Source organism: Sphingomonas sp. MS122 (assembly GCF_049532975.1).
In the GTDB taxonomy this organism is placed as follows: domain Bacteria; phylum Pseudomonadota; class Alphaproteobacteria; order Sphingomonadales; family Sphingomonadaceae; genus Sphingomonas.
Genome location: NZ_CP186695.1, coordinates 1,023,645 through 1,042,468, shown reverse-complemented (window position 1 = coordinate 1,042,468; position 18,824 = coordinate 1,023,645). Strand labels below are relative to the sequence as shown.

Below are 18,824 nucleotides of genomic sequence, written 5' to 3'. Positions count from 1 at the left end.
CGGTCTCGCAGCGCGGAAGCGATACGCCGGGCCTGGCGGCAAGCAGCAGGGCGGGGATCATGTCCTCTCCATCGTCATGCAGGGTGCCAGTCGCCGAACGCGTTCCCGCGACTGAACCATCGCAGCTGCGCTTCGTCGAGCAGCTTTCGGGTGGTGCTGGCGGGACCGGCGCCGGGGCCGCCGCTGCGATATTCGAGCAATCGCGCCTCCGCCGGGGTGAGTTGGCGGCGGATGCCCTCGGGATCGGTATAGCCCATCCAGGTCCAGCCCTCGCGGCGGATGTGCGAATCCATCCAGCAGCGATCGTAGAGCGCCGCGCCGGTCAGCCGCATGTTGCCGCCCGCGCGCCACGGTCGGCCGAGCCAGACGCTGCCGTCGGGCAGGCCGGGCTCGCGCGTCAGGCGGCAGTTGCGGAAGATGAGCCCGGCGGGAATCTCGACCGGCGTGCTCGGTGCCGTGACGAAGCCCTGCACCTCTGCGCCCGGCACGAAGCGCGAGCGGATTTCGCAGTCCTCGAAGATCGCGGTCGCGCCGCCGAAGATGAAATCGACATTGCCGCTGATCGTGCAGCGCGTGAACCAGGCGCGGCAGCTCTCCTGCACGTAGAGCGTGTCCTGCCAGCCCTCGATCGCGCAGTCGCGGACGATCACCCGGTCCGCGCCGCGCGCGATCGACAGCGCCACCGCCTGCGCGCCGTCGACCGCGCGGGTGCGGGTGTTGGCGAGATGGTCGAAGCTGTTGCGGATGGTGAGCCGCTCGAGCGTGACGCCGGGTGCGGTGACGGTGAGGCTCGCCGAACCGCCGGTGCCCCATTTGCGGCCTTGCGGGTCGGTGAGGCCGGCCGCGGCGCCGAAGCTGACGACGCTGGCCGGGCCGGTGCCGGTGACTCGCAGGCCCGGGAGGTCGAGGTGCGGCTTCTCCTCGTAGATGCCCGGTTCGAGCCGGATATGCGCGGGCCGGGCGAGGCGACGCGCATGGCCCATGGCCGCGGCGAGGGTCGGAAACGTGCCGGGACGGCCGGACTTGCTGACGATGATCGGGGGATGCGCGGCACGGGCGGGCGGCCCGAGCGCGCTCGCTGCGGCGGCGCCGACGAGCAGGGTACGGCGTGCGATCATGCAAATCCGCCGAGCGTGCTAGCCAGGTATGACACCGGTGACAACGATGACATGGAGGCCAGATCCCCCTTCATTGCCCTCGCTGAAAGCCGGTATTGCGCGCTTTTCGGAGCGATCGACTCGCTTTCCATCCGCCACTCTCCCTTTCGCTTCGGTTCTATGCCGCCATGCGGTTCAGAAAATTAAATAACTTAAAAACAATATGATATGTCAGAGCGACATTGGATATTGCGCCAATGACACCGGTGGACTATGCTACCGCTAACATCCGTCGCCGTCCAGAGCTCAACAAGAGCGGGACGCATCAACGGCGGATGTTCGAGGGAGAGGATCGGGCGATGAAAGGCAGGGCGCCGCAGCCATCGGGCTTCGCAGGACAGCCGCGCCGTCGCGACCGCGATCCTCTCCGCCGGCCATGTCACCGAGACTTAAGGGAGGGGAAATATGACCGATATTCGCAGCACCGCGCGGGCGGGCCTGGCCGCAGGGGCTTCGCGCGGCGCGCTGGTGGCCGCCGGGCTGATGCTCGCCGGAACGCCTGCGCTCGCGCAGACCGCGGCGATACCGGCGGCCGAGGCGCCGCAGGCGACCGGCGGGGGCGCCGGCGAGACCGAGGAGGTCGTGGTGCGGGGCTATCGCGCCTCGCTGCGCAGCGCGATCGCCGAGAAACGCGACGCGACGGTGCAGATCGATGCGATCAACGCCGAGGACATCGCCGATTTCCCCGACACCAACCTCGCCGAATCGCTCCAGCGCCTGCCCGGCGTGTCGATCGACCGCGACAATGGCGAAGGCCGCTCGATCACCGTGCGCGGCCTCGGCGGCGACTTCAACCGCACGCGCCTCAACGGACTCGAGGCGCTGTCCACCGCGGGCTCTAACGATGCCGGCACCAGCCCCAACCGCAGCCGCAGCTTCGACTATAATACCTTCGCCTCGGAGCTGTTCAGCTCGCTGAAGGTGCAGAAGACGCCGTCGGCCGAGACCGACGAGGGCTCGCTCGGCGCCACCATCGATCTCCAGACCGGGCGGCCGTTCGATTATAAGGGCAACAAGTTCGCGCTGTCGGCCGAGGGCAGCTACCAGGAGAACAGCAAGAAATGGAACCCGCGCCTCGCGGGGCTCGCCTCGACCCGCTTCGCCGACGATACGATGGGGCTGCTGATGTCGGTGGCGTGGAGCCGGACCAAGAACGAGCTCGACCAGTATCGCCGCGCGCCGGGTTCGGCCGATTATCTCTATCGCGGCACGCAATGGGCGGGGAACGAGAACCCGCAGCGCGCCGGCTTCGCCGCGCCGACCGGGACGAGCTTCGGGACCGCGGTGACCAACCCCGACGCGATCGCCGCGCTCACCGGCTCCGATCCGGCGGCCTATGCCAAGCTCTATCCGGGCGCGCCGTACAACACGCCCGGCCGCTTCGACGATTCGCTGGTGCGCATCCCGGCGCTCGCCGCGATCGAGCAGCAGGACGTCCAGAACGAGCGGATCGGCGTGACGCTCGCCTATCAGTGGCAGATCGGCGACCGCACGCGCCTCAGCCTCGACGGCGCCTATTCGAAGTTCAAGAACAAGAGCACCTACAACCAGGTCTCCTCGGTCGGGCTCAACCGCAACAACACCAACGCGGCCTATAATACCGCGACCAGCAGCATCACGCCGGTCAATGCCCGCGCGCTCTATCCGGGCCTGTGCACGCCCAATGCCGGAAGCGACCTCGTACCCGCGCAGGATTGCGGCCAGGCGATCTACGGCACGACGCCGGCCTTCTCCACCGCGTTCAACGCCTCGGGGGTGCTGGTGCCGGCGGTGCTCGGCGGCGCGGCGGTGGTGCCGGGGGGGACGACGCCGGCCAACGCCAACATCTTCAGCACCAACCCGTTCAACCTCGATCCCTATGACTATTACAACAACCCCAATTCAGTGGGGTACATCCCGAGCACCAACCGCACCGCCTTTCGCGGATCGCTGATCGGGCGCCCGGCGGTCGAGATCCTCGACGCCAACGTCACCAACGGGCTCGCCGACTATCTGGTGATGCGCAACGTCGACTTCCGCTCGGCGGCGGACCAGAGCGAATATACGACTCAGTTCAAGCAGGGTTCGCTCGACCTGACCCACGAATTCTCGGACGATTTCAAGGCGCAGCTGATCGCCGGCCTGTCCGAGTCGACCAACTTCACCCAGGGGCTGCTGGTCGAGTTCAACCGCATGGATAGCCAGGGGCTGTTCGTCTATGACGAGCGCGGCGGCGGGAAGATGCCGGTCATCGATTTCGGCTTCGACGCGGCCGATCCGGCCAATTGGGAAGTGGTCAAGGGCTTCTCGGCGATCCGCCACTATCAGCGCTTCGTCAAGAACACCTACAAGCAGGCCAAGATCGACTTCGACTGGCGGGTAAACGACGAGTTCAACATCGGCTTCGGCGCCAACTACCGCAAGTTCGGCTTCGAGACCGAACAGTGGGAGCGCAACAGCGACCTGCTCAACCCGACGCTCAAGGAAGCCGGCAGCACCACCGCCAGCGTCTCGCGCGTGATCAAGTTCGGCCAGGGGCTGAACCTGCCCGAAGGCACGATGACCAGCTTCCTCGTCCCGAGCATCGCGGCGTTCGACCAGCTGTTCGGCTTCACCTGCAACTGCATCAACAAATGGGGCGACTGGCGCATCACCAACAAGCGCAATGGCGGGCGCGAGAATTTCTCGGTGGATGAGGAGGATCTCGGCTTCTACCTGCAGTTCGACTGGAACACCGAGCTGTTCGGCCGCCCGTTCCGCGGCAATGCCGGCACGCGCGTCGCGATCACCGACGTGACCTCGAACGGCACAACGCCGGCCGGGCGCGCGATCGTCGGCAGCAATCGCTACACCGACTATCTGCCGTCGATGAACCTCGTCTACGAGCCGGTCGACGACCTGCTCGTGCGCTTCGGCGCGTCGAAGGTGATGGCGCGCCCGCTGCTCGGCAACCTCTCACCCTCGATCACCGCGATCTCGGTGCCCAACACCGGTGCGGTCGACGGTGCGTCGCTCACGATCGGCAATCCCAAGCTCAATCCGTTCCGCTCGACCAACCTCGACGCCAGCGTCGAATGGTATTTCGCGCCGGGCGGCCTGATCTCGATCGCGGGGTTCCAGAAGCAGATCGACAGCTTCCCGCAGACCGTGCTGTTCGCCGGCAAGCTCTCGGACTTCGCCGATGCCGAGACGATCGCCGCGATCCGGGCGCAGTTCACCAACGCGAACCAGATCGCCTATCTCGACAACAACTATCCGTTCGTCGCGCGCCAGTATCGCGACGCGCCCGGCGGATGGCTGCGCGGGTTCGAGGTGAGCTTCCAGATGGACTTCACCTTCCTGCCCGGCTTCCTCAAGAATTTCGGCGCGCAGGTGAACTACACGCACATCGCCTCGGAGCTGAACTACATCCTCGATCCGGGCACCCGGGCGAGCTCGACCGCGACGCCGACACCGCAGGTGCTGGGCAAGGGGCCGTTCCTCGGCGTCTCGCCCGACGCGATCAACGCGACGCTCTATTACGAGACAGACCGCTTTCGTGCGCGCGTCTCGGTGGCGCATCGCAAGGGCTATTCGACCAGCTATCCGATCGCGGCGGGATCGTGCAATCCGGGCCTCACCAACAGCCCGGCGACGCCGGCGGACGCGGGCACCGAGTGCAACGGGCCGCTGATCAACGACTTCATCTACAGCCGCGCGACGACCAATGTCGACGCATCGGCGAGCTACAAGTTCACCGACTGGGCCTCGCTCACGGTCGAGGGCCTCAACCTCACCAACCAGCCGAGCGAGCGCTACGCCTATCAGGGCCAGGAAGCGGTGACTCAATATGCGAGCTCGGGCCGGATCTTCCGCGCCGGCGTGCGCTTCAGCTTCTAGAACCTCCTCCCGACCCGAAGTCCTCGCTTCGGTGGCAGCGCCGGCCCGGTTTCGACCAGGCCGGCGCCTTTTTATGTGCGCGTCATTTGGCCCGTTATTCGCCGCATTCTCCGAGCCGTCAGATGATTCCACCTGACTGGAGAATGCTCTATGAGCGCGCGCATGACCGATCCTTTAGCGCTGTTCGACCAATGGTTCGCCGAGGCGCGGGCGAGCGAGCCCAACGACTCCAATGCGATGGCGCTGGCGACGGTCGACGCCGCCGGCCAGCCGTCGCTGCGGATGGTGCTGCTCAAGGGCCATGGGCCCGGCGGCTTCGTCTTCTACACCAACCGCGAGAGCCGCAAGGCGGCCGAGCTGGCGGCGGTGCCCAAGGCGGCATTGCTGTTCCACTGGAAGTCGCTGCGGCGGCAGGTCCGCATCGAAGGCGCCGTGACCCTCGCCGGTGACGCCGAGTCCGACGTCTATTTCGCGAGCCGCAGCCGGGACTCGCAGCTCGGCGCCTGGGCGAGCGACCAGTCGCGCCCGCTCGACGCGCGGGCCACGTTCGAGGCGCGTTACGAGGAAATGCGCGACCGGTTCGAGGGCCGGCCGGTGCCGCGCCCGCCGCATTGGGGCGGCTATCGCGTGACGCCGGCGCGGATCGAGTTCTGGCAGGACCGCGCGCATCGCCTGCACGAGCGCCGCGTGTTCACGCGCGAGGGCGAGACCTGGACCGAGGGCCTGCTGTACCCGTGAGCGCGACGCCGACCCGCGCGGCGATCGCGAGCGTGTGCGCGGCGCTGCTGCTCGGCGGGCTCAAGGGCTGGGCGGCATGGTCGACCGGATCGGTGGCGATGCTCGCCAGCCTCGCCGACAGCCTGCTCGATCTCGTCGCCTCGCTGGTGACGCTGGCGGGGGTGCGCATCGCCGCGCAGCCGCCGGACGCCGAGCACCGCTTCGGCCATGGCAAGGCGGAGGCGCTGGCGGCGTTGTTCCAGGTCGCGCTGATCTCGGTCTCCGCCGGCTTCATCGCGGTGCGCGCAGTCGAACGGCTGCGCACCGGCGAGGTCGCCGCGCAGGCAGAATCCGGGATCGCGGTGTCGCTCGTCGCGATCGTCGTCACGCTGCTGCTCACCGCCTATCAGCGGCGCGCGATCGCCGCTACGGACTCGATCGCGATCCGCACCGACCGGCTTCACTACCAGTCCGACCTGCTGCTCAACGCCGGGGTGATCGCGGCGCTCGCCGCCGAGCAATATCTGTCGCTGACCGGCGCAGACCCGCTGTTCGGCATCGCCATCGCGCTGTGGCTGCTGTGGGGCGCGTGGCGTGCCGCGGCGGATGCGATCGCGCAGCTGATGGACCGCGAATGGCCCGACGAAAAGCGCCGCGCCCTGGTCGAGCTCGCCGCGCGCGAGCCCGAGCTGCAAAGCCTGCACGACCTGCGCACCCGCACCAGCGGATCGCAGGACTTCGCGCAATTCCATATCCATGTGCCCGGCACGATGTCCGTCGCCGACGCGCATGCGCTGGTCGAAAAGCTCGAGCGCCGGCTTGAAGCGGCCTTTCCCGGCACCGAGATCCTGATCCATGTCGATCCGGCGGGGCATGTCGACCATCCGGGCGACGAGCTGCGCGAGGCCGACGAGATCGAACAGCTCAAGGAGTGACGATGCAGCTGCCCTTCGCCCAGATCGATGCCTTCGCCGACCGTCCCTTCGCCGGCAACCCGGCCGGGGTGATGCCCCTCGACGCGTGGCTCGACGACGCGGTGCTGCAGGCGATCGCCGAGGAGAACAACCTCGCCGAGACCGCCTTCATCGTGCCCGATGCGGGCGGCGAGGCGGACTGGGAGTTGCGCTGGTTCACCCCGGCGGTCGAGATCGCGCTGTGCGGCCATGCGACGCTGGCGAGCGGGCACTGGCTGCTGACACGCGACGCGTCGCTCGAGCGGGTCCGCTTCCGCACCCGCAAGGCGGGGGTGCTCGAGGTGGCGCGCGAGGGCGACGGCTACGCGATGGGACTGCCCGCCTATTCGCCCGAGCCGGCCGAGGTGCCGGGGCTGCTCGACGCGCTCGGGGTCGAGCGGGGCGAGGTGCTGCGGCATGCCAGGGGCTATGACATGGTCGTGCTCGACAGCGCCGCGGCGGTGCGGGCGCTGGAGCCGGACTTCCGCGCGCTCGCCGCGATCGGCGACACGCTCAACATCGTGACGGCGCCGGGCACGGAAACCGATGTGATCAGCCGCGTGTTCGCGCCCGCCGCGGGGATCGACGAGGACCCGGTGACGGGCTCGGCGCATTCGGTGCTCATCCCGTACTGGGCCGCGCGGCTTGGGCGCGATCGCTTCACCGCATTCCAGGCGAGCCGCCGCGGCGGCCATGTCGGCTGCGAGACGGCGGGCGAGCGCGTGGTCCTGCGCGGCAAGTGCGTGACGGTGATCGAGGGGATGTTCACGCTGTGAGCCATCCGCTCGACCGCCCCGTCTGGACTGCACTGTCGGGCCGGCAGGCCGGATTCGCGGCGGGGAATGCCCGCGCGTGGCGCTACCGGCCGGAGATCAACATCCTCGCCGCTGCTGCCGACGATTCGCCCGAGGCGCTGGCCGCGCTCGCCGCGCTGGTGCCGCCCGGCGGGAAGATCGCGACGGTCGAAGCCGCCGAAACGGCGGTGCCGCCGGGTCTTGCGGTCGCGAAGCAGGCGATGCTCGTCCAGATGGTCGCCGAGCGCCCCGCGCCGCCCGACCCGATCGACTATCTCGACCTCGGCGATGCCGAGGCGCCCGAAATGGTCGCGCTGGCAACCCTCACCGAGCCCGGACCCTTCGTCGAGGCGACCCACCGCCTGGGGGAATTCATCGGCGTGCGCGTCGACGGCCAGCTCGTCGCGATGGCCGGCGAGCGGATGCGCGCGCCCGGCCTGACCGAGGTGAGCGCGGTCTGCACCCATCCCGACTGGCGCGGGCGGGGGTATGCCGGCAAGCTGATGCGCGTGGTGATGGCGCGGATCGCTGCGCGCGGGGAGATGCCGTTCCTGCACAGCTATGCGACCAACGGGGGCGCGATCGCGCTCTACGAGAAGCTGGGCTTCCGCGTGCGGCGGGAGGTGATCGCGACCTTCCTCGAGCGCGAGGCGTAGCACGCCGTGCTCGCCTAGGCCGGCGAGCGGTTCTGCAGGTTCAGCGACCAGGTCTGCCCGACAAGATCCTTGCCGAAGGAGCGATGCGGCACCTCGTCGACCAGGACGAAGCCCGCCTGCTCATAAATGTGCCGGGCGGCCGTCAGGACCGAATTCGTCCAGAGATCGAGCCGGGCATATCCCATCGCGCGCGCCCGCTCGATGCAGGCGGTGACCAGCATCTTGCCGACCCCCGCACCCCGAGCGGCAGGCTCGACATAGAGCAGGCGCAGCTTGGCCACTTCCGGCGCGTCCCCGGCGACGAGGAAGATCGAGCCTGCGATCCGTTCGTCGATATCGGCGATCCAGGCGTCCTCGCGCGCCGGGTCGAAGGACTGATGGAAGTCGGCGAGAATGCGGGCGACCAGCGCCTCATAGTCGCTGTTCCAGCCATATTCCTCCGCGTAGAGCATGGCCTGGCGAGCGATCACCTGGCCCAGGTCGCCCGGCCGCAGGCTCCGCAGCACCGGGCGCGGCGATGCATCGTTCTCGAACATGCGAGTGATGGTTTCGGCCGCGGCGAGCAGGGCCGCGCGGCTGAACGGGGGGAGGCTATCCAGCAGTCCGTCGATCGCGGTCTTGGTATTACCTTCCAGTGCGGCGAACGCGGCTCGGCCGACTGCGGTGAGCGACAGGAGTTGGTGGCGGCCATGGGCCGGATCGTCTCGTGTCGCCACCAGGCCGCGCCCGGAGAATCGCTTCAACGTCCGGCTGACTTGTGCCGGATCGAGCTGCAGCGCGCGTGCGATCGCCGCTCCAGTGGGATCGGTGCGGTTCGCGAGCTCGTAAAGGATGCGCGCTTCGCTCAGCGTGAAGGGGCTGTCGTCGAGATGCGGGCCGAGCAGGCCGAGCCGTCGGGTGTAGGTACGATTGAAGGCGCGCAGCGTCGCCACTCCCCTCTCATGCCGAATCGTCACGGGCACCGCTCTCCTGATATTGACTCAATCAACATCGATGTGTTGATCGAGTCAATGAACTTCGACACCTATGCCGGTAACGGGGAGATCCGGGGATGTCGTTGACGCCGGCGGGAGCGCGTCGCGCCTATGCCGCGGCCAGCTCGGCGCGCTCGGTCTCGCGGATCCAGCCGCCGCCCAATACCCGCTCCCCGGCATAGAGCACCGCCGCCTGGCCGGGGGCGACCCCATATTCGGGCGTCTCGAACACCACGCGGTCGCCCTCCAGCCGCGCCGGGGCGGGCCGGGCCATCGATCGCACCTTGGCGGTCATCGGTCCCGTATAACCGCCGCCGAGCCAGTTCATGCCCTCGATCCGCGCCGCGCGCACGGCGAGCGCGGCCTTGGGGCCGACCACCACCTCGCGGCGGGCGGCATCGAGCCGGATGACGTAGAGCGGCTCGGGGCTGCCGCCGATCTCGAGCCCGCGGCGCTGGCCGACGGTGAAGTGGATGAGGCCCTTGTGCTCGCCGAGCGTCTTGCCCGCCTCGTCGACGATCGCGCCCGCCGTATCCGCCTCGGGCCGCAGCTTCCGGACGAGGCCGGCATAGTCGCGGTCGGGGACGAAGCAGATGTCCTGGCTGTCGGGCTTGGCCGCGACGCCGAGTCCGATCTCGGCGGCGATCTCGCGCACCTGTGCCTTGGGCATGCCGCCCAGGGGGAAGCGCAGGAAATCGAGCTGCGGGGGCGTGGTCGCGAAGAGGAAATAGCTCTGGTCGCGCGCCGGATCGGCACCCTTGTGTAGCTCCGGCCCCTCGGCGCCGATCACGCGCTGGACGTAGTGACCGGTGGCGAGACAGTCGGCGCCGAGATCGCGGGCGAGCGCGAACAGGTCGGTGAACTTGGGCCCCATGTTGCACTTGACGCAGGGAATCGGGGTCCGGCCGGCGAGATACTCATCGGCGAAGTCGTCGATCACCGTCTCGCGGAAGCTCGATGCATGGTCGAACACATAGTGCGCGATGCCGAGGCGATCGCACACGGCGCGGGCGTCGCGGATGTCGCGGCCCGCGCAGCAGCTGCCCGCGCGGCCCACCGCCTCGCCATGATCGTAGAGCTGGAGCGTCACGCCGATCGTCTCGGCGCCGGTATGCGCGGCGAGCGCGGCCACCACCGACGAATCGACGCCGCCCGACATGGCGACGACGATCCGCCGCGTGTCCAGCGGTCCGCTCAACTGAAAATCTGCTCCGGTCATCGCGCCCCGCACATAGGGATGGCGGGGCGCGGATGCAAAAGCGGGCGCGTTTACCCGGCCTTCAACCTTCGCCTTTATCCAAAATGGGTGGATTTCGACTCTAGGCGAGTAGCGTTGTGGACCTGAGCTTCCGTTTCGACCGGGACATTGCGGTGATGACCGCCATCCCCACCGAGCTGGCGGTGCTGATGGTGGGCATCGCTGCGCGTCAGGCGGCGAGTCCCACGGCGCAGCTTCAGGCATTGCTGGCGCGCACCACCACCGCGGACGCGTTGCTCGCGCCTGCGCACGGGGCGTTCAACCATGCCGCGGAAATGGCGCTGAATGGCGGTGCGGCTTCAAAAGCCGCGCTAACCGGCTGGCAAGAGCAATGAAGGCGGCGTTTACCGTGCCGTTTAGCCGATGCTCAAGCCGGGGCCGCTACGGTCGTTACAGAGCAAAGACGGGGACCCCCCGCCCTGATCGAGGTAAGTGATGATTGAAAACCAGAAGATCCGCCCGGCCAAGGTGATCGGACCGCTCGGCGAGCCGCTGACGCTCGACACCCTGCCCCCACCCGACACGACCCGCTGGGTGGTGCGCCGCAAGGCGGAAGTGGTGGCCGCGGTCAATGGCGGTCTGCTGACGGTCGACGAAGTGTGCGACCGCTACGGCCTGACGGTCGAGGAATTCGCCGGCTGGCAGCGCGCGATCGACCGGTCGGGCATGCCGGGCCTGCGCGTGACGCGTATCCAGCACTATCGCTCGCTCTACGAGCGGCAGCAGAAATACTGATTCTTTTCGCCTGAGTTCCTCCCTCCTTCCGCCCGCGCCTCGAAACGCGGGCGGAACCATTTCGGGCGCTTGCGAGTCTTTTCCCCACAAGGCCCGCCGTACAGGCGGGTGCGAGGATGGAGGAAAAAATGGACCTCGTCGGAATCATCGTGTGGCTCGTGATCGGCGGCGTCGTCGGCTGGCTTGCCAGCCTGGTGATGCGCACCGATGCGCAGCAGGGTATCCTGCTCAACATCGTCGTCGGCATCATCGGCGCGTTCATCGGCGGGCTGATCTTCAGCGGCGGATCGATCAACCAGGGGCTGTCGGTGTACAGCTTCGTGGTGTCGCTGCTGGGCGCGATCGTCCTGCTGGCGATCGTCAACCTGGTGCGCCGCGGTTCGGTGCGCTGATTTGCCGAGGGCGGTGCCGGCCCGCTCCCCCACCCGGCCACCCATATGATGCTGCCGCTGGGTGGCCGGGTGGGGAGCGGGCCGGCACGGCCTCGGTTCCGCCATGCTGAACCGCAAGAATCGGAGAGGACAGGGCCGCCCCCGGTGACGGGGCGGCCCTTTTCGTTTTACTTGAGCAGGAAGCGCACGCGGATCGTCACGCCGACGCGCTGCTCGCCGGGGACGACCTGAGTCGCATCCTTGGCCTCCATCCGCGCCATCATCACCGGCACCGGCCCGGGACCGCCGCCGTCGAGCGCCTCGCTCAGCGATACCAGCCGCTCGACCCGCATCCCCAGTGCCTTGGCATAGAGGTCGGCCCGTGCGCGCGCCCGCTTGACCGCGTCGGTGCGCGCCTCGTCCTGCGCGGCTTCCATCTGGTCGATCGAGAGATTGGGGCCGTCGATCTGGTTGGCGCCTTCCTTGACCAGCGCGTCGAGGATGTTGCCGCTCCTGGCGATGTCGCGGAACTTGACCGAGACGCTGTTCGCCGCCTGATAGCCGGTGATCACCGGCGGCTGGTTCTCGGCATAGCGATATTGCGGCTGGAGCGAGATCGTCGCGGTCTGCACGTCGCGCTCGGCGACCCCGGCCGCCTTGAGCGCGGCGAGCACGCGCGTCATCTGCTGGGCATTGGCGGCGAGCGCGGCGGCGGCGGTCGGCGCTTGCGTCACGACGCCGGCGCGGATCGTCGCGATGTCGGGGACGCGGGTCGCTTCCCCTTCCGCCACGACGTCGAGCAATGTCCCGTCCGCGGGCAGCACCGGCGCGGCGACTTGCGCGGCGGCGGCCATCGGAAGGGCGGCGGCAACCGCCGCGAGCGTCAGCAATCGAACCATGCATCGGGCCTTTCATCTGTTGTCCCGCCGCGTCTAATGGCGGCGGGACAACGCTGGCTGAACGGCCCCGTAGGCGCGACGAGCCGTGTTCAGCTGGCGCGGCGTGCGATCACCAGGCGATAGAGCGCCAGCAGCACCACGGCGCCGATCGTGGCGGCGATGTAGCTGGTGAAGGTGCCGGTGAGGCTGATGCCGATCGCCGGCGCGATGAACCCGGCGAGCAGCGCGCCCGCGATACCGATCAGGATGGTGACGATGATGCCGCCCGGATCCTTGCCGGGCATGATCAGCTTGCCGAGAGCACCGGCGACGAGGCCGATGAGGATCCAACCGAGAATACCGTCGGGCATGCGATTCCTCCTGTTCTGCGGTTCCGCGAAGGGAAACCGGCGGGGAACTTGCCCGAGGATGCGGGCGCTGCAAACCCCGATTCGATGGTGCGGCGCGGCACGAGTCCCCTTGCGGAACAAGACGAAAACAGGCAGGTAGCGCCGGGGAAAGAACGGCTCTTGAGGCCGGTGATTTATTCATATAACACAGCGTGACGGGGATAGCCCGCAACGGTCGCATGACCGAGGTGGAAAGAGTCGCGCATGAACTACGAGGCAGGGATGTTGGGCAGGGACGAGCAGCTGGCGCTGGAGGGGGAAGGCCGGTCGAAGCGGCGCTGGTGGATCATCGGTGCGGTGGTCGTGCTGGCGGTGCTCGCCGCGGCCTGGTTCGCATTCGCCTCGGGCGGCGGCGAGGGCGAGAAGGCCGGCGCGGCGGCCAAGGGCGCTGAAGGCGCCGGCGGCAATCGCCAGCTTCCGGTGGTGACCGTCGCGGTGCCCGGCCGCCAGTCGATCGACCGCGTGATCAGCGGCACCGGCTCGCTCGCCGCCCGGCGCGAGATGCCGGTCGGCGTCGCCGGCGAGGGCGGCGAGGTGACGCGGGTGCTGGTCGAGCCGGGCGACTGGGTCGCCGCGGGCCAGGTGCTCGCGACCGTCGACCGTTCGGTCCAGGCGCAGACCGCGCAGTCGCAGGCCGCGAACGTCCGTGTCGCGCAGGCCGATCTCAAGATCGCACAGTCCGAGCTCGACCGTGCCCAGCAGCTGCTCAGCCGCGGCTTCGTCTCCAAGGCCGATATCGACCGCAAGACCGCGACCCGCGATGCCGCGGCGGCGCGGGTCCGCGTCGCGCAGGCGCAGCATTCCGAGACCAACGCGCGCAACCGCCGCCTCGACATCCGCTCGCCCGCGGCGGGCCTGGTGCTGACCCGCGCGGTCGAGCCGGGCCAGATCGTGAGCTCGGGCTCGGGCACCTTGTTCCGCATCGCGCAGGGCGGCCAGTTCGAGATGCGCGCCCAGCTCAGCGAAGCGGACCTCCAGCGCATCCCGGTCGGCGCGCGCGCCGAGGTGACCCCGACGGGCACCACCGAGACCTTCACCGGCGAGGTGTGGCAGGTCTCGCCCGTGATCGACCCGCAGACACGCCAGGGCATCGCCCGCATCGCGCTCTCCTACAACAAGGCGCTGCGCCCGGGCGGCTTCGCCAGCGCGCGCATCCATTCGGGCGGCCAGGTCGCGCCGATGCTGCCGCAATCGGCGATTCAGAGCGACGCGAAGGGCAACTTCGTCTATGTCCTGAACGCCAAGGACGAGGCGGAGCGTCGCCCGATCACCACCGGCGACGTGTCCGACACGGGCGTGGCGATCACCAGCGGTCTCAACGGCACCGAGCGCGTGGTGATCACCGCGGGCGCCTTCCTCAACCCGGGGCAGAAGGTGCGGCCGAACCTCACGAAGCTGCAGCGGTGACGCGGGACTAAGGATACAGCCATGGGCTTTCGCAACATCTCGGCCTGGTCGATCCGGAACCCGGTTCCGCCGATCGTCCTGTTCATCGCGCTGACGATCGCGGGCTTCGTCAGCTTCGCGCGGATGGACGTCAACAACGATCCCGACATCGACTTCCCGATCGCGATCGTCACGATCAGCCAGCCGGGTGCGGCGCCGACCGAGCTCGAGACCCAGATCACCCAGCGCGTCGAATCCGCGGTGCGTGCGCTGCAGGGCATCGACCAGATCGAATCGAACGTGACCGAGGGCAACTCGACCACGATCATCCAGCTCGACATCGGCACGCCGATCGACCGCGCGGTCAACGACGTGCGCGAGGCGATCAACCAGATCCGCGGCGACTTGCCCGACGGCATCCTCGAACCGCAGGTGTTCCGCGCGAACACCACCGACAACGACATCGCCAGCTTCACTGCGATCGCCACCGACATGACGATGGAGGAGCTCTCCTGGTATGTCGACAATGCGGTGGCGAAGGAGCTGCTGTCGGTCTCCGGCCTGACCGCGGTCGACCGCGTCGGCGGCGTCAACCGCGAGATCCGCGTCATCCTCGATCCGGCCAAGGTCCAGTCCTATGGCCTGACCGCGAGCCAGGTGAACCAGCAGCTGCGCCAGGTGAACCTCAACGCCGCGGGCGGGCGCGCCGAGATCTCGGGCACCGAGCAGTCGGTGCGCGTGCTCGGCAACGCCGCCAACGCCTATGCGCTCGGCCAGACCCAGATCGCGATCGGCGGCGGCCGCACCGTGCGCCTGTCGGACATCGCCGAGGTCAGGGACCTCTATGCGGAGCAGCGCAGCTCGGCCGAATGGAACGGCCAGCAGGTGCTTGCCTTCGACATCAAGCGCGGCAAGGGCGCGTCGGACGTCGCGGTGTTCCACGCGGCCGAGAAGAAGCTCGAGGAGCTGCAGAAGCGCAATCCCAAGGTGCGCTTCGAGGTGCTGTTCAACAACACCGAATATGCCGAGTCGCAATATCATTCGGCGATCGAGGCGCTGCTCGAGGGCGCCGCGCTCGCGGTGGTGGTCGTCTTCCTGTTCCTGCGCGACTGGCGCGCCACGCTGATCTCGGCGCTGGCGATCCCGCTGTCGGCGATCCCGACCTTCTTCTTCATGGAGCTGCTCGGGTTCAACCTGAACCAGATGACGCTGCTCGCGCTCAGCCTGGTCGCGGGCGTGCTGGTCGACGACGCGATCGTGGAGATCGAGAACATCGTCCGCCATATGCGCATGGGCAAGACCGCCTATCAGGCCGCGATCGACGCGGCGGACGAGATCGGCGTCGCCGTGGTCGCCACGACCATGTCGATCGTCGCGGTGTTCCTGCCGGTCGGCATGATGCCCGGCATCTCGGGCCAGTTCTTCAAGAATTTCGGCCTCACGGTCGTCGCGGCGGTGCTGATGAGCCTTGCCGTCGCGCGTCTGCTGACGCCGATGATCGCCGCCTATTTCCTCAAGGCGAAGGGCCACGCCACCCATGGCGAAGGGTGGATGATGGACCAGTATATGAAGATCCTGCACTGGACGCTGCGCCATCGCTGGTCGGCGATCGTCGGCGGCATCGTGGCGCTCGCGCTCACCGTCGTCTGCTTCATGTCGCTGCCGATGACCTTCCAGCCCAATCTCGACCAGGATTCGGCGACCGCGACGATCGAGATGGTGCCGGGCACCACGCTCGAGCAGACCAAGGTGGTGGTCGATCGCGTCCGCGACCTGCTCGCGGCGCAGGAGGGGGTCGACAACACCTACTCGCGCGCATTCGTCGGCAATGGCCGCGTCACCGCGATGTTCGCCAAGGAGCGGTCGTTCAAGAGCGACGAGTTCGAGCGCCGCCTGACGCCCGAGCTCGCCAAGATCCCCGACGCCCGCGTCTCGTTCCGCAACCAGCAGGGCTGGGGCGGCTCGGGCCGCGCGCTGACGATCACGCTCGGCGGCGAGGATCCGGCGCTGCTGACGCGCACCGCGCAGAAGATCGTCGAGGAGATGGAGGGCCTGAAGAGCGTGGTCGCGCCGCGCATCTCGGGCGACCTGCAGCGGCCCGAGATCGTAATCCGGCCGCGCATGGACCTGGCGGCCGACATGGGCGTCACCACCGCCGCGCTGTCGACCGCGATCCGCATCGCGACGCTCGGCGACATCGACCAGAACAGCGCGCGCTTCTCGCTGTCGGACCGCCAGATCCCGATCCGCGTCGCGCTCGACGAGGATGCCCGCGCCAAGCTCTCGACGATCCAGAACCTTCCGGTGCAGACCCAGGCGGGCGGATCGGTGCCGCTCAGCCTCGTCGCCGATATCGGCTTCGGCGCCGGCCCGACACGCATCGACCGGATCAACAAGCAGCGCCGCATCATGATCGGCGCCGATCTGGCGGCCGGGGTGGTCAGCGGCGAAGCGATGAAGCAGATCGACCAGCTGCCGACGATGAAGAACCTGCCGCTCGGCGTCGGCAAGCTCACCCTCGGCTCGGCCAAGTGGCAGGCCGAGATGGTCCAGAACTTCATCATCGCCGTGATCTCGGGCATCTTCCTGGTGTTCGCGGTGCTGGTGCTGCTCTACCGCCGCTTCGTCTCGCCGCTGGTCAACATGGGTTCGCTGCTGCTGGCCCCGCTGGGCGGCCTGCTGGCGCTGATGGTTGCCGGCCAGCCGATCTCGATGCCGGTCTATATCGGCCTGCTGATGCTGCTCGGCATCGTCGCCAAGAACTCGATCCTGCTGATCGACTTCGCGATCGAGGAGATGGAGAAGGGCGTCGACAAGCTCACCGCGATCGCCGACGCCGGGCACAAGCGCGCCCAGCCGATCGTGATGACCACCGTGGCGATGGTCGCGGGCATGGTGCCGACCGCGCTGTCGCTGTCGGGCGACTCGTCGTGGCGCGCGCCGATGGGCATCACCGTGATCGGCGGCCTGATCCTCTCCACCGTGCTCACGCTGCTGATCGTCCCGGCGAGCTTCAGCCTGGCGATCGGCGTCGAGAAATGGCTCGGCCCGCGCCTGCGCCGCCGCCTGCTGACCTATACCCCGGGCGACGAGCACGGGCCGCAGGGGCCGGTGATCGAGCATCAGGGCCGGCTCGGGCATGGGGGTCATCCGGGCGGCGGGGAGGGAACCCAGCCTGCCGAGTGAACCAATTGCGCGCGGGGGGATTGTTACGGGCATGAACCCGTCCCCCCGTGCGCTTTCTGGCCGCGTGTTCAGCGGCCGCGTGCGCCGCGAACCGGCGCCGCCGGGCCTCAGGCGGATGCGGTTCATCGCCACCGGCCTGCTGGTGGCGATGGCGGCGGTCTATCTCGTCGCGCGGCATTACGAACCCACCTATCCCGCCACCGGCTTCGTCCGCGCCTTTGCCGAGGCGGCGATGGTCGGCGGGCTGGCCGACTGGTTCGCGGTCACCGCGCTGTTCCGCCACCCGCTCGGCCTGCCGATCCCGCACACCGCGATCATCCCGCGCAACAAGGACCGGATCGCGACGGCGCTCGCCAACTTCCTGCGCGACAATTTCCTCGTGCCGGGGGTGGTCGCGCGGCGGATGCGCCGCGTCGACGTCGCGGGCGCGGCGGGCAAGTGGCTCGCCCAGCCGCCGGAGAGCTCGGGCCGCCTGCGCCGCGGCGCCTCGCGCATGGCGGCGAGCCTGCTCGAATCGCTCGACCAGGAGCAATTGGGCGGCATGATCAAGGGCGCGGTCGCCAGCCGGCTGCGCCAGACCGACGTCGCGCCGCTGATCGGCCAGGCCTTGGGCGCGGCGATCGCCGAGGGGCGCCATCTGCCGCTGATGGACGGGATGCTGCGCTGGCTCGCCAAGGTGATCGACCAGAATGAAGAGCTGATCCGCAAGATGGTGCACGAGCGCGCCGGCGCGATCATGCGCTGGACCGGGCTCGACGAGACGCTCGCCAATGCGATCATCGACGGGCTCTACAAGCTCGTCGCCGACGTGGCGGAAGATGCGAGCCATCCGCTGCGCGCCAAGGTCGAGGAGGGGCTCGAGAAGCTCGCCTTCGACCTCCAGTTCGACATCCCGACGCGGATCAAGGTCGAGGAGTTCAAGGCCGAGATGCTCGACAACCCCGCGCTCGCCCGCTGGATCGAGGGGATGTGGGAGCAGGGCCGCAACGCCCTGCTGCGCATCGCGCGCGATCCCGACGCGGCGCTCGCCGGCAAGCTCGGCGACGCGCTGCGCCAGCTTGGGCAGACGCTGCAGGACGACCCGCGCCTCGCGCACATGATCAACCGCTTCGTGCGCCGCGCCGCGGTCGGCACCGCCGCCGACTATGGCGACGGCATCGTGCGGCTGGTGTCGGACACGGTGCGCGGCTGGGACGCGCGCACGATCACCGGGCGGCTCGAAAATGCGGTGGGGCAGGACCTGCAATATATCCGCATCAACGGGACCCTGGTGGGCGGGCTGGTAGGCCTCGTCATCCACACGCTGCACGTGTGGCTCTAGAAGCAGCGTGTGCTCGGATACGAGCTGCCGCGAAGTTGACGAAGCTACGCGGAACGCGGTTCATTCTGTCAACTTGGTCGCCTCTTGCCGCGGCGCGTTCGGCGGTGGCTGATCGACGAAATCAAAGAGCGGCCTCATCCGGCCCAGCGATGCAAGCAAATGAATTCCAA

General features: G+C 68.5%; 16 protein-coding genes. 11 read left to right on the top strand and 5 right to left on the bottom strand.

Annotated elements, in window-relative coordinates; all coding sequences use genetic code 11:
* Positions 1–74: 74 nt before the first annotated feature.
* Positions 75–1,118, bottom strand: a complete 1,044-nt coding sequence (locus tag ACO227_RS04800) for a pectinesterase family protein (RefSeq protein ID WP_423605729.1) — start codon at positions 1,116–1,118, stop codon at positions 75–77.
* 444 nt (positions 1,119–1,562) lie between these two features.
* On the opposite strand from ACO227_RS04800, the gene ACO227_RS04795 reads away from it, so the two are divergent.
* The 5 genes from ACO227_RS04795 (at position 1,563) to ACO227_RS04775 (ending at position 8,135) form a co-directional block, all read left to right on the top strand.
* Complete coding sequence (locus ACO227_RS04795) at positions 1,563–5,015, top strand: TonB-dependent receptor (protein WP_423605728.1); 3,453 nt, start codon at positions 1,563–1,565, stop codon at positions 5,013–5,015.
* A 162-nt stretch (positions 5,016–5,177) separates the two neighbouring features.
* Positions 5,178–5,753, top strand: coding sequence for a pyridoxamine 5'-phosphate oxidase (gene pdxH, locus ACO227_RS04790; RefSeq protein ID WP_423605726.1), 576 nt, complete (start codon positions 5,178–5,180; stop codon positions 5,751–5,753).
* Positions 5,750–6,667, top strand: a complete 918-nt coding sequence (locus ACO227_RS04785; protein WP_423605724.1) for a cation diffusion facilitator family transporter — start codon at positions 5,750–5,752, stop codon at positions 6,665–6,667. The genes pdxH and ACO227_RS04785 overlap by 4 nt, the downstream gene beginning before the upstream one ends.
* Before the next feature lie 2 nt (positions 6,668–6,669).
* Positions 6,670–7,461 carry a PhzF family phenazine biosynthesis protein gene (locus ACO227_RS04780; RefSeq protein ID WP_423605722.1) on the top strand — a complete coding sequence of 264 codons (792 nt, stop codon included), beginning with the start codon at positions 6,670–6,672 and terminating at the stop codon, positions 7,459–7,461.
* Positions 7,458–8,135, top strand: a complete 678-nt coding sequence (locus ACO227_RS04775; RefSeq protein WP_423605720.1) for a GNAT family N-acetyltransferase — start codon at positions 7,458–7,460, stop codon at positions 8,133–8,135. The genes ACO227_RS04780 and ACO227_RS04775 overlap by 4 nt, the downstream gene beginning before the upstream one ends.
* Before the next feature lie 14 nt (positions 8,136–8,149).
* Here the strand turns inward: ACO227_RS04775 and ACO227_RS04770 are convergent, their stop codons facing one another.
* Complete coding sequence (locus ACO227_RS04770) at positions 8,150–9,067, bottom strand: bifunctional helix-turn-helix transcriptional regulator/GNAT family N-acetyltransferase (protein WP_423605718.1); 918 nt, start codon at positions 9,065–9,067, stop codon at positions 8,150–8,152.
* Between the two features lie 151 nt (positions 9,068–9,218).
* The gene (gene mnmA, locus ACO227_RS04765) at positions 9,219–10,328 is read right to left on the bottom strand and encodes a tRNA 2-thiouridine(34) synthase MnmA (RefSeq protein ID WP_423605716.1); all 1,110 of its coding nucleotides are present in this window, start codon (positions 10,326–10,328) and stop codon (positions 9,219–9,221) included.
* A gap of 116 nt (positions 10,329–10,444) precedes the next feature.
* Between mnmA and ACO227_RS04760 the strand changes: the two genes are divergently transcribed.
* The 3 genes from ACO227_RS04760 (at position 10,445) to ACO227_RS04750 (ending at position 11,494) form a co-directional block, all read left to right on the top strand.
* On the top strand, positions 10,445–10,702 hold the full coding sequence (locus ACO227_RS04760) for a hypothetical protein (RefSeq protein ID WP_423605715.1): 258 nt from the start codon (positions 10,445–10,447) through the stop codon (positions 10,700–10,702).
* A 100-nt stretch (positions 10,703–10,802) separates the two neighbouring features.
* The gene (locus ACO227_RS04755; protein ID WP_265117694.1) at positions 10,803–11,102 is read left to right on the top strand and encodes a DUF1153 domain-containing protein; all 300 of its coding nucleotides are present in this window, start codon (positions 10,803–10,805) and stop codon (positions 11,100–11,102) included.
* A 128-nt stretch (positions 11,103–11,230) separates the two neighbouring features.
* Complete coding sequence (locus ACO227_RS04750; RefSeq protein WP_423605713.1) at positions 11,231–11,494, top strand: GlsB/YeaQ/YmgE family stress response membrane protein; 264 nt, start codon at positions 11,231–11,233, stop codon at positions 11,492–11,494.
* Between the two features lie 167 nt (positions 11,495–11,661).
* Here ACO227_RS04750 and ACO227_RS04745 read toward each other — a convergent pair whose 3' ends face one another.
* Positions 11,662–12,372 carry an SIMPL domain-containing protein gene (locus ACO227_RS04745; RefSeq protein ID WP_423605712.1) on the bottom strand — a complete coding sequence of 237 codons (711 nt, stop codon included), beginning with the start codon at positions 12,370–12,372 and terminating at the stop codon, positions 11,662–11,664.
* An 89-nt stretch (positions 12,373–12,461) separates the two neighbouring features.
* Positions 12,462–12,722 (bottom strand): GlsB/YeaQ/YmgE family stress response membrane protein, encoded by a 261-nt coding sequence (locus ACO227_RS04740; RefSeq protein WP_423605711.1) that lies wholly within the window; start codon positions 12,720–12,722, stop codon positions 12,462–12,464.
* Positions 12,723–12,965: 243 nt separating this feature from the next.
* Between ACO227_RS04740 and ACO227_RS04735 the strand changes: the two genes are divergently transcribed.
* The 3 genes from ACO227_RS04735 to ACO227_RS04725 all read left to right on the top strand — a co-directional run bounded on the left by ACO227_RS04735 (position 12,966) and on the right by ACO227_RS04725 (position 18,654).
* On the top strand, positions 12,966–14,168 hold the full coding sequence (locus ACO227_RS04735; RefSeq protein ID WP_423605710.1) for an efflux RND transporter periplasmic adaptor subunit: 1,203 nt from the start codon (positions 12,966–12,968) through the stop codon (positions 14,166–14,168).
* Between the two features lie 21 nt (positions 14,169–14,189).
* Positions 14,190–17,333: an efflux RND transporter permease subunit gene (locus tag ACO227_RS04730; protein WP_423605709.1), complete on the top strand. Its 3,144-nt coding sequence runs from the start codon at positions 14,190–14,192 to the stop codon at positions 17,331–17,333.
* A gap of 115 nt (positions 17,334–17,448) precedes the next feature.
* A complete protein-coding gene (locus tag ACO227_RS04725) occupies positions 17,449–18,654 on the top strand; it encodes a DUF445 domain-containing protein (RefSeq protein WP_423607253.1) in 1,206 nt (401 codons plus the stop codon).
* Positions 18,655–18,824 lie beyond the last annotated feature (170 nt).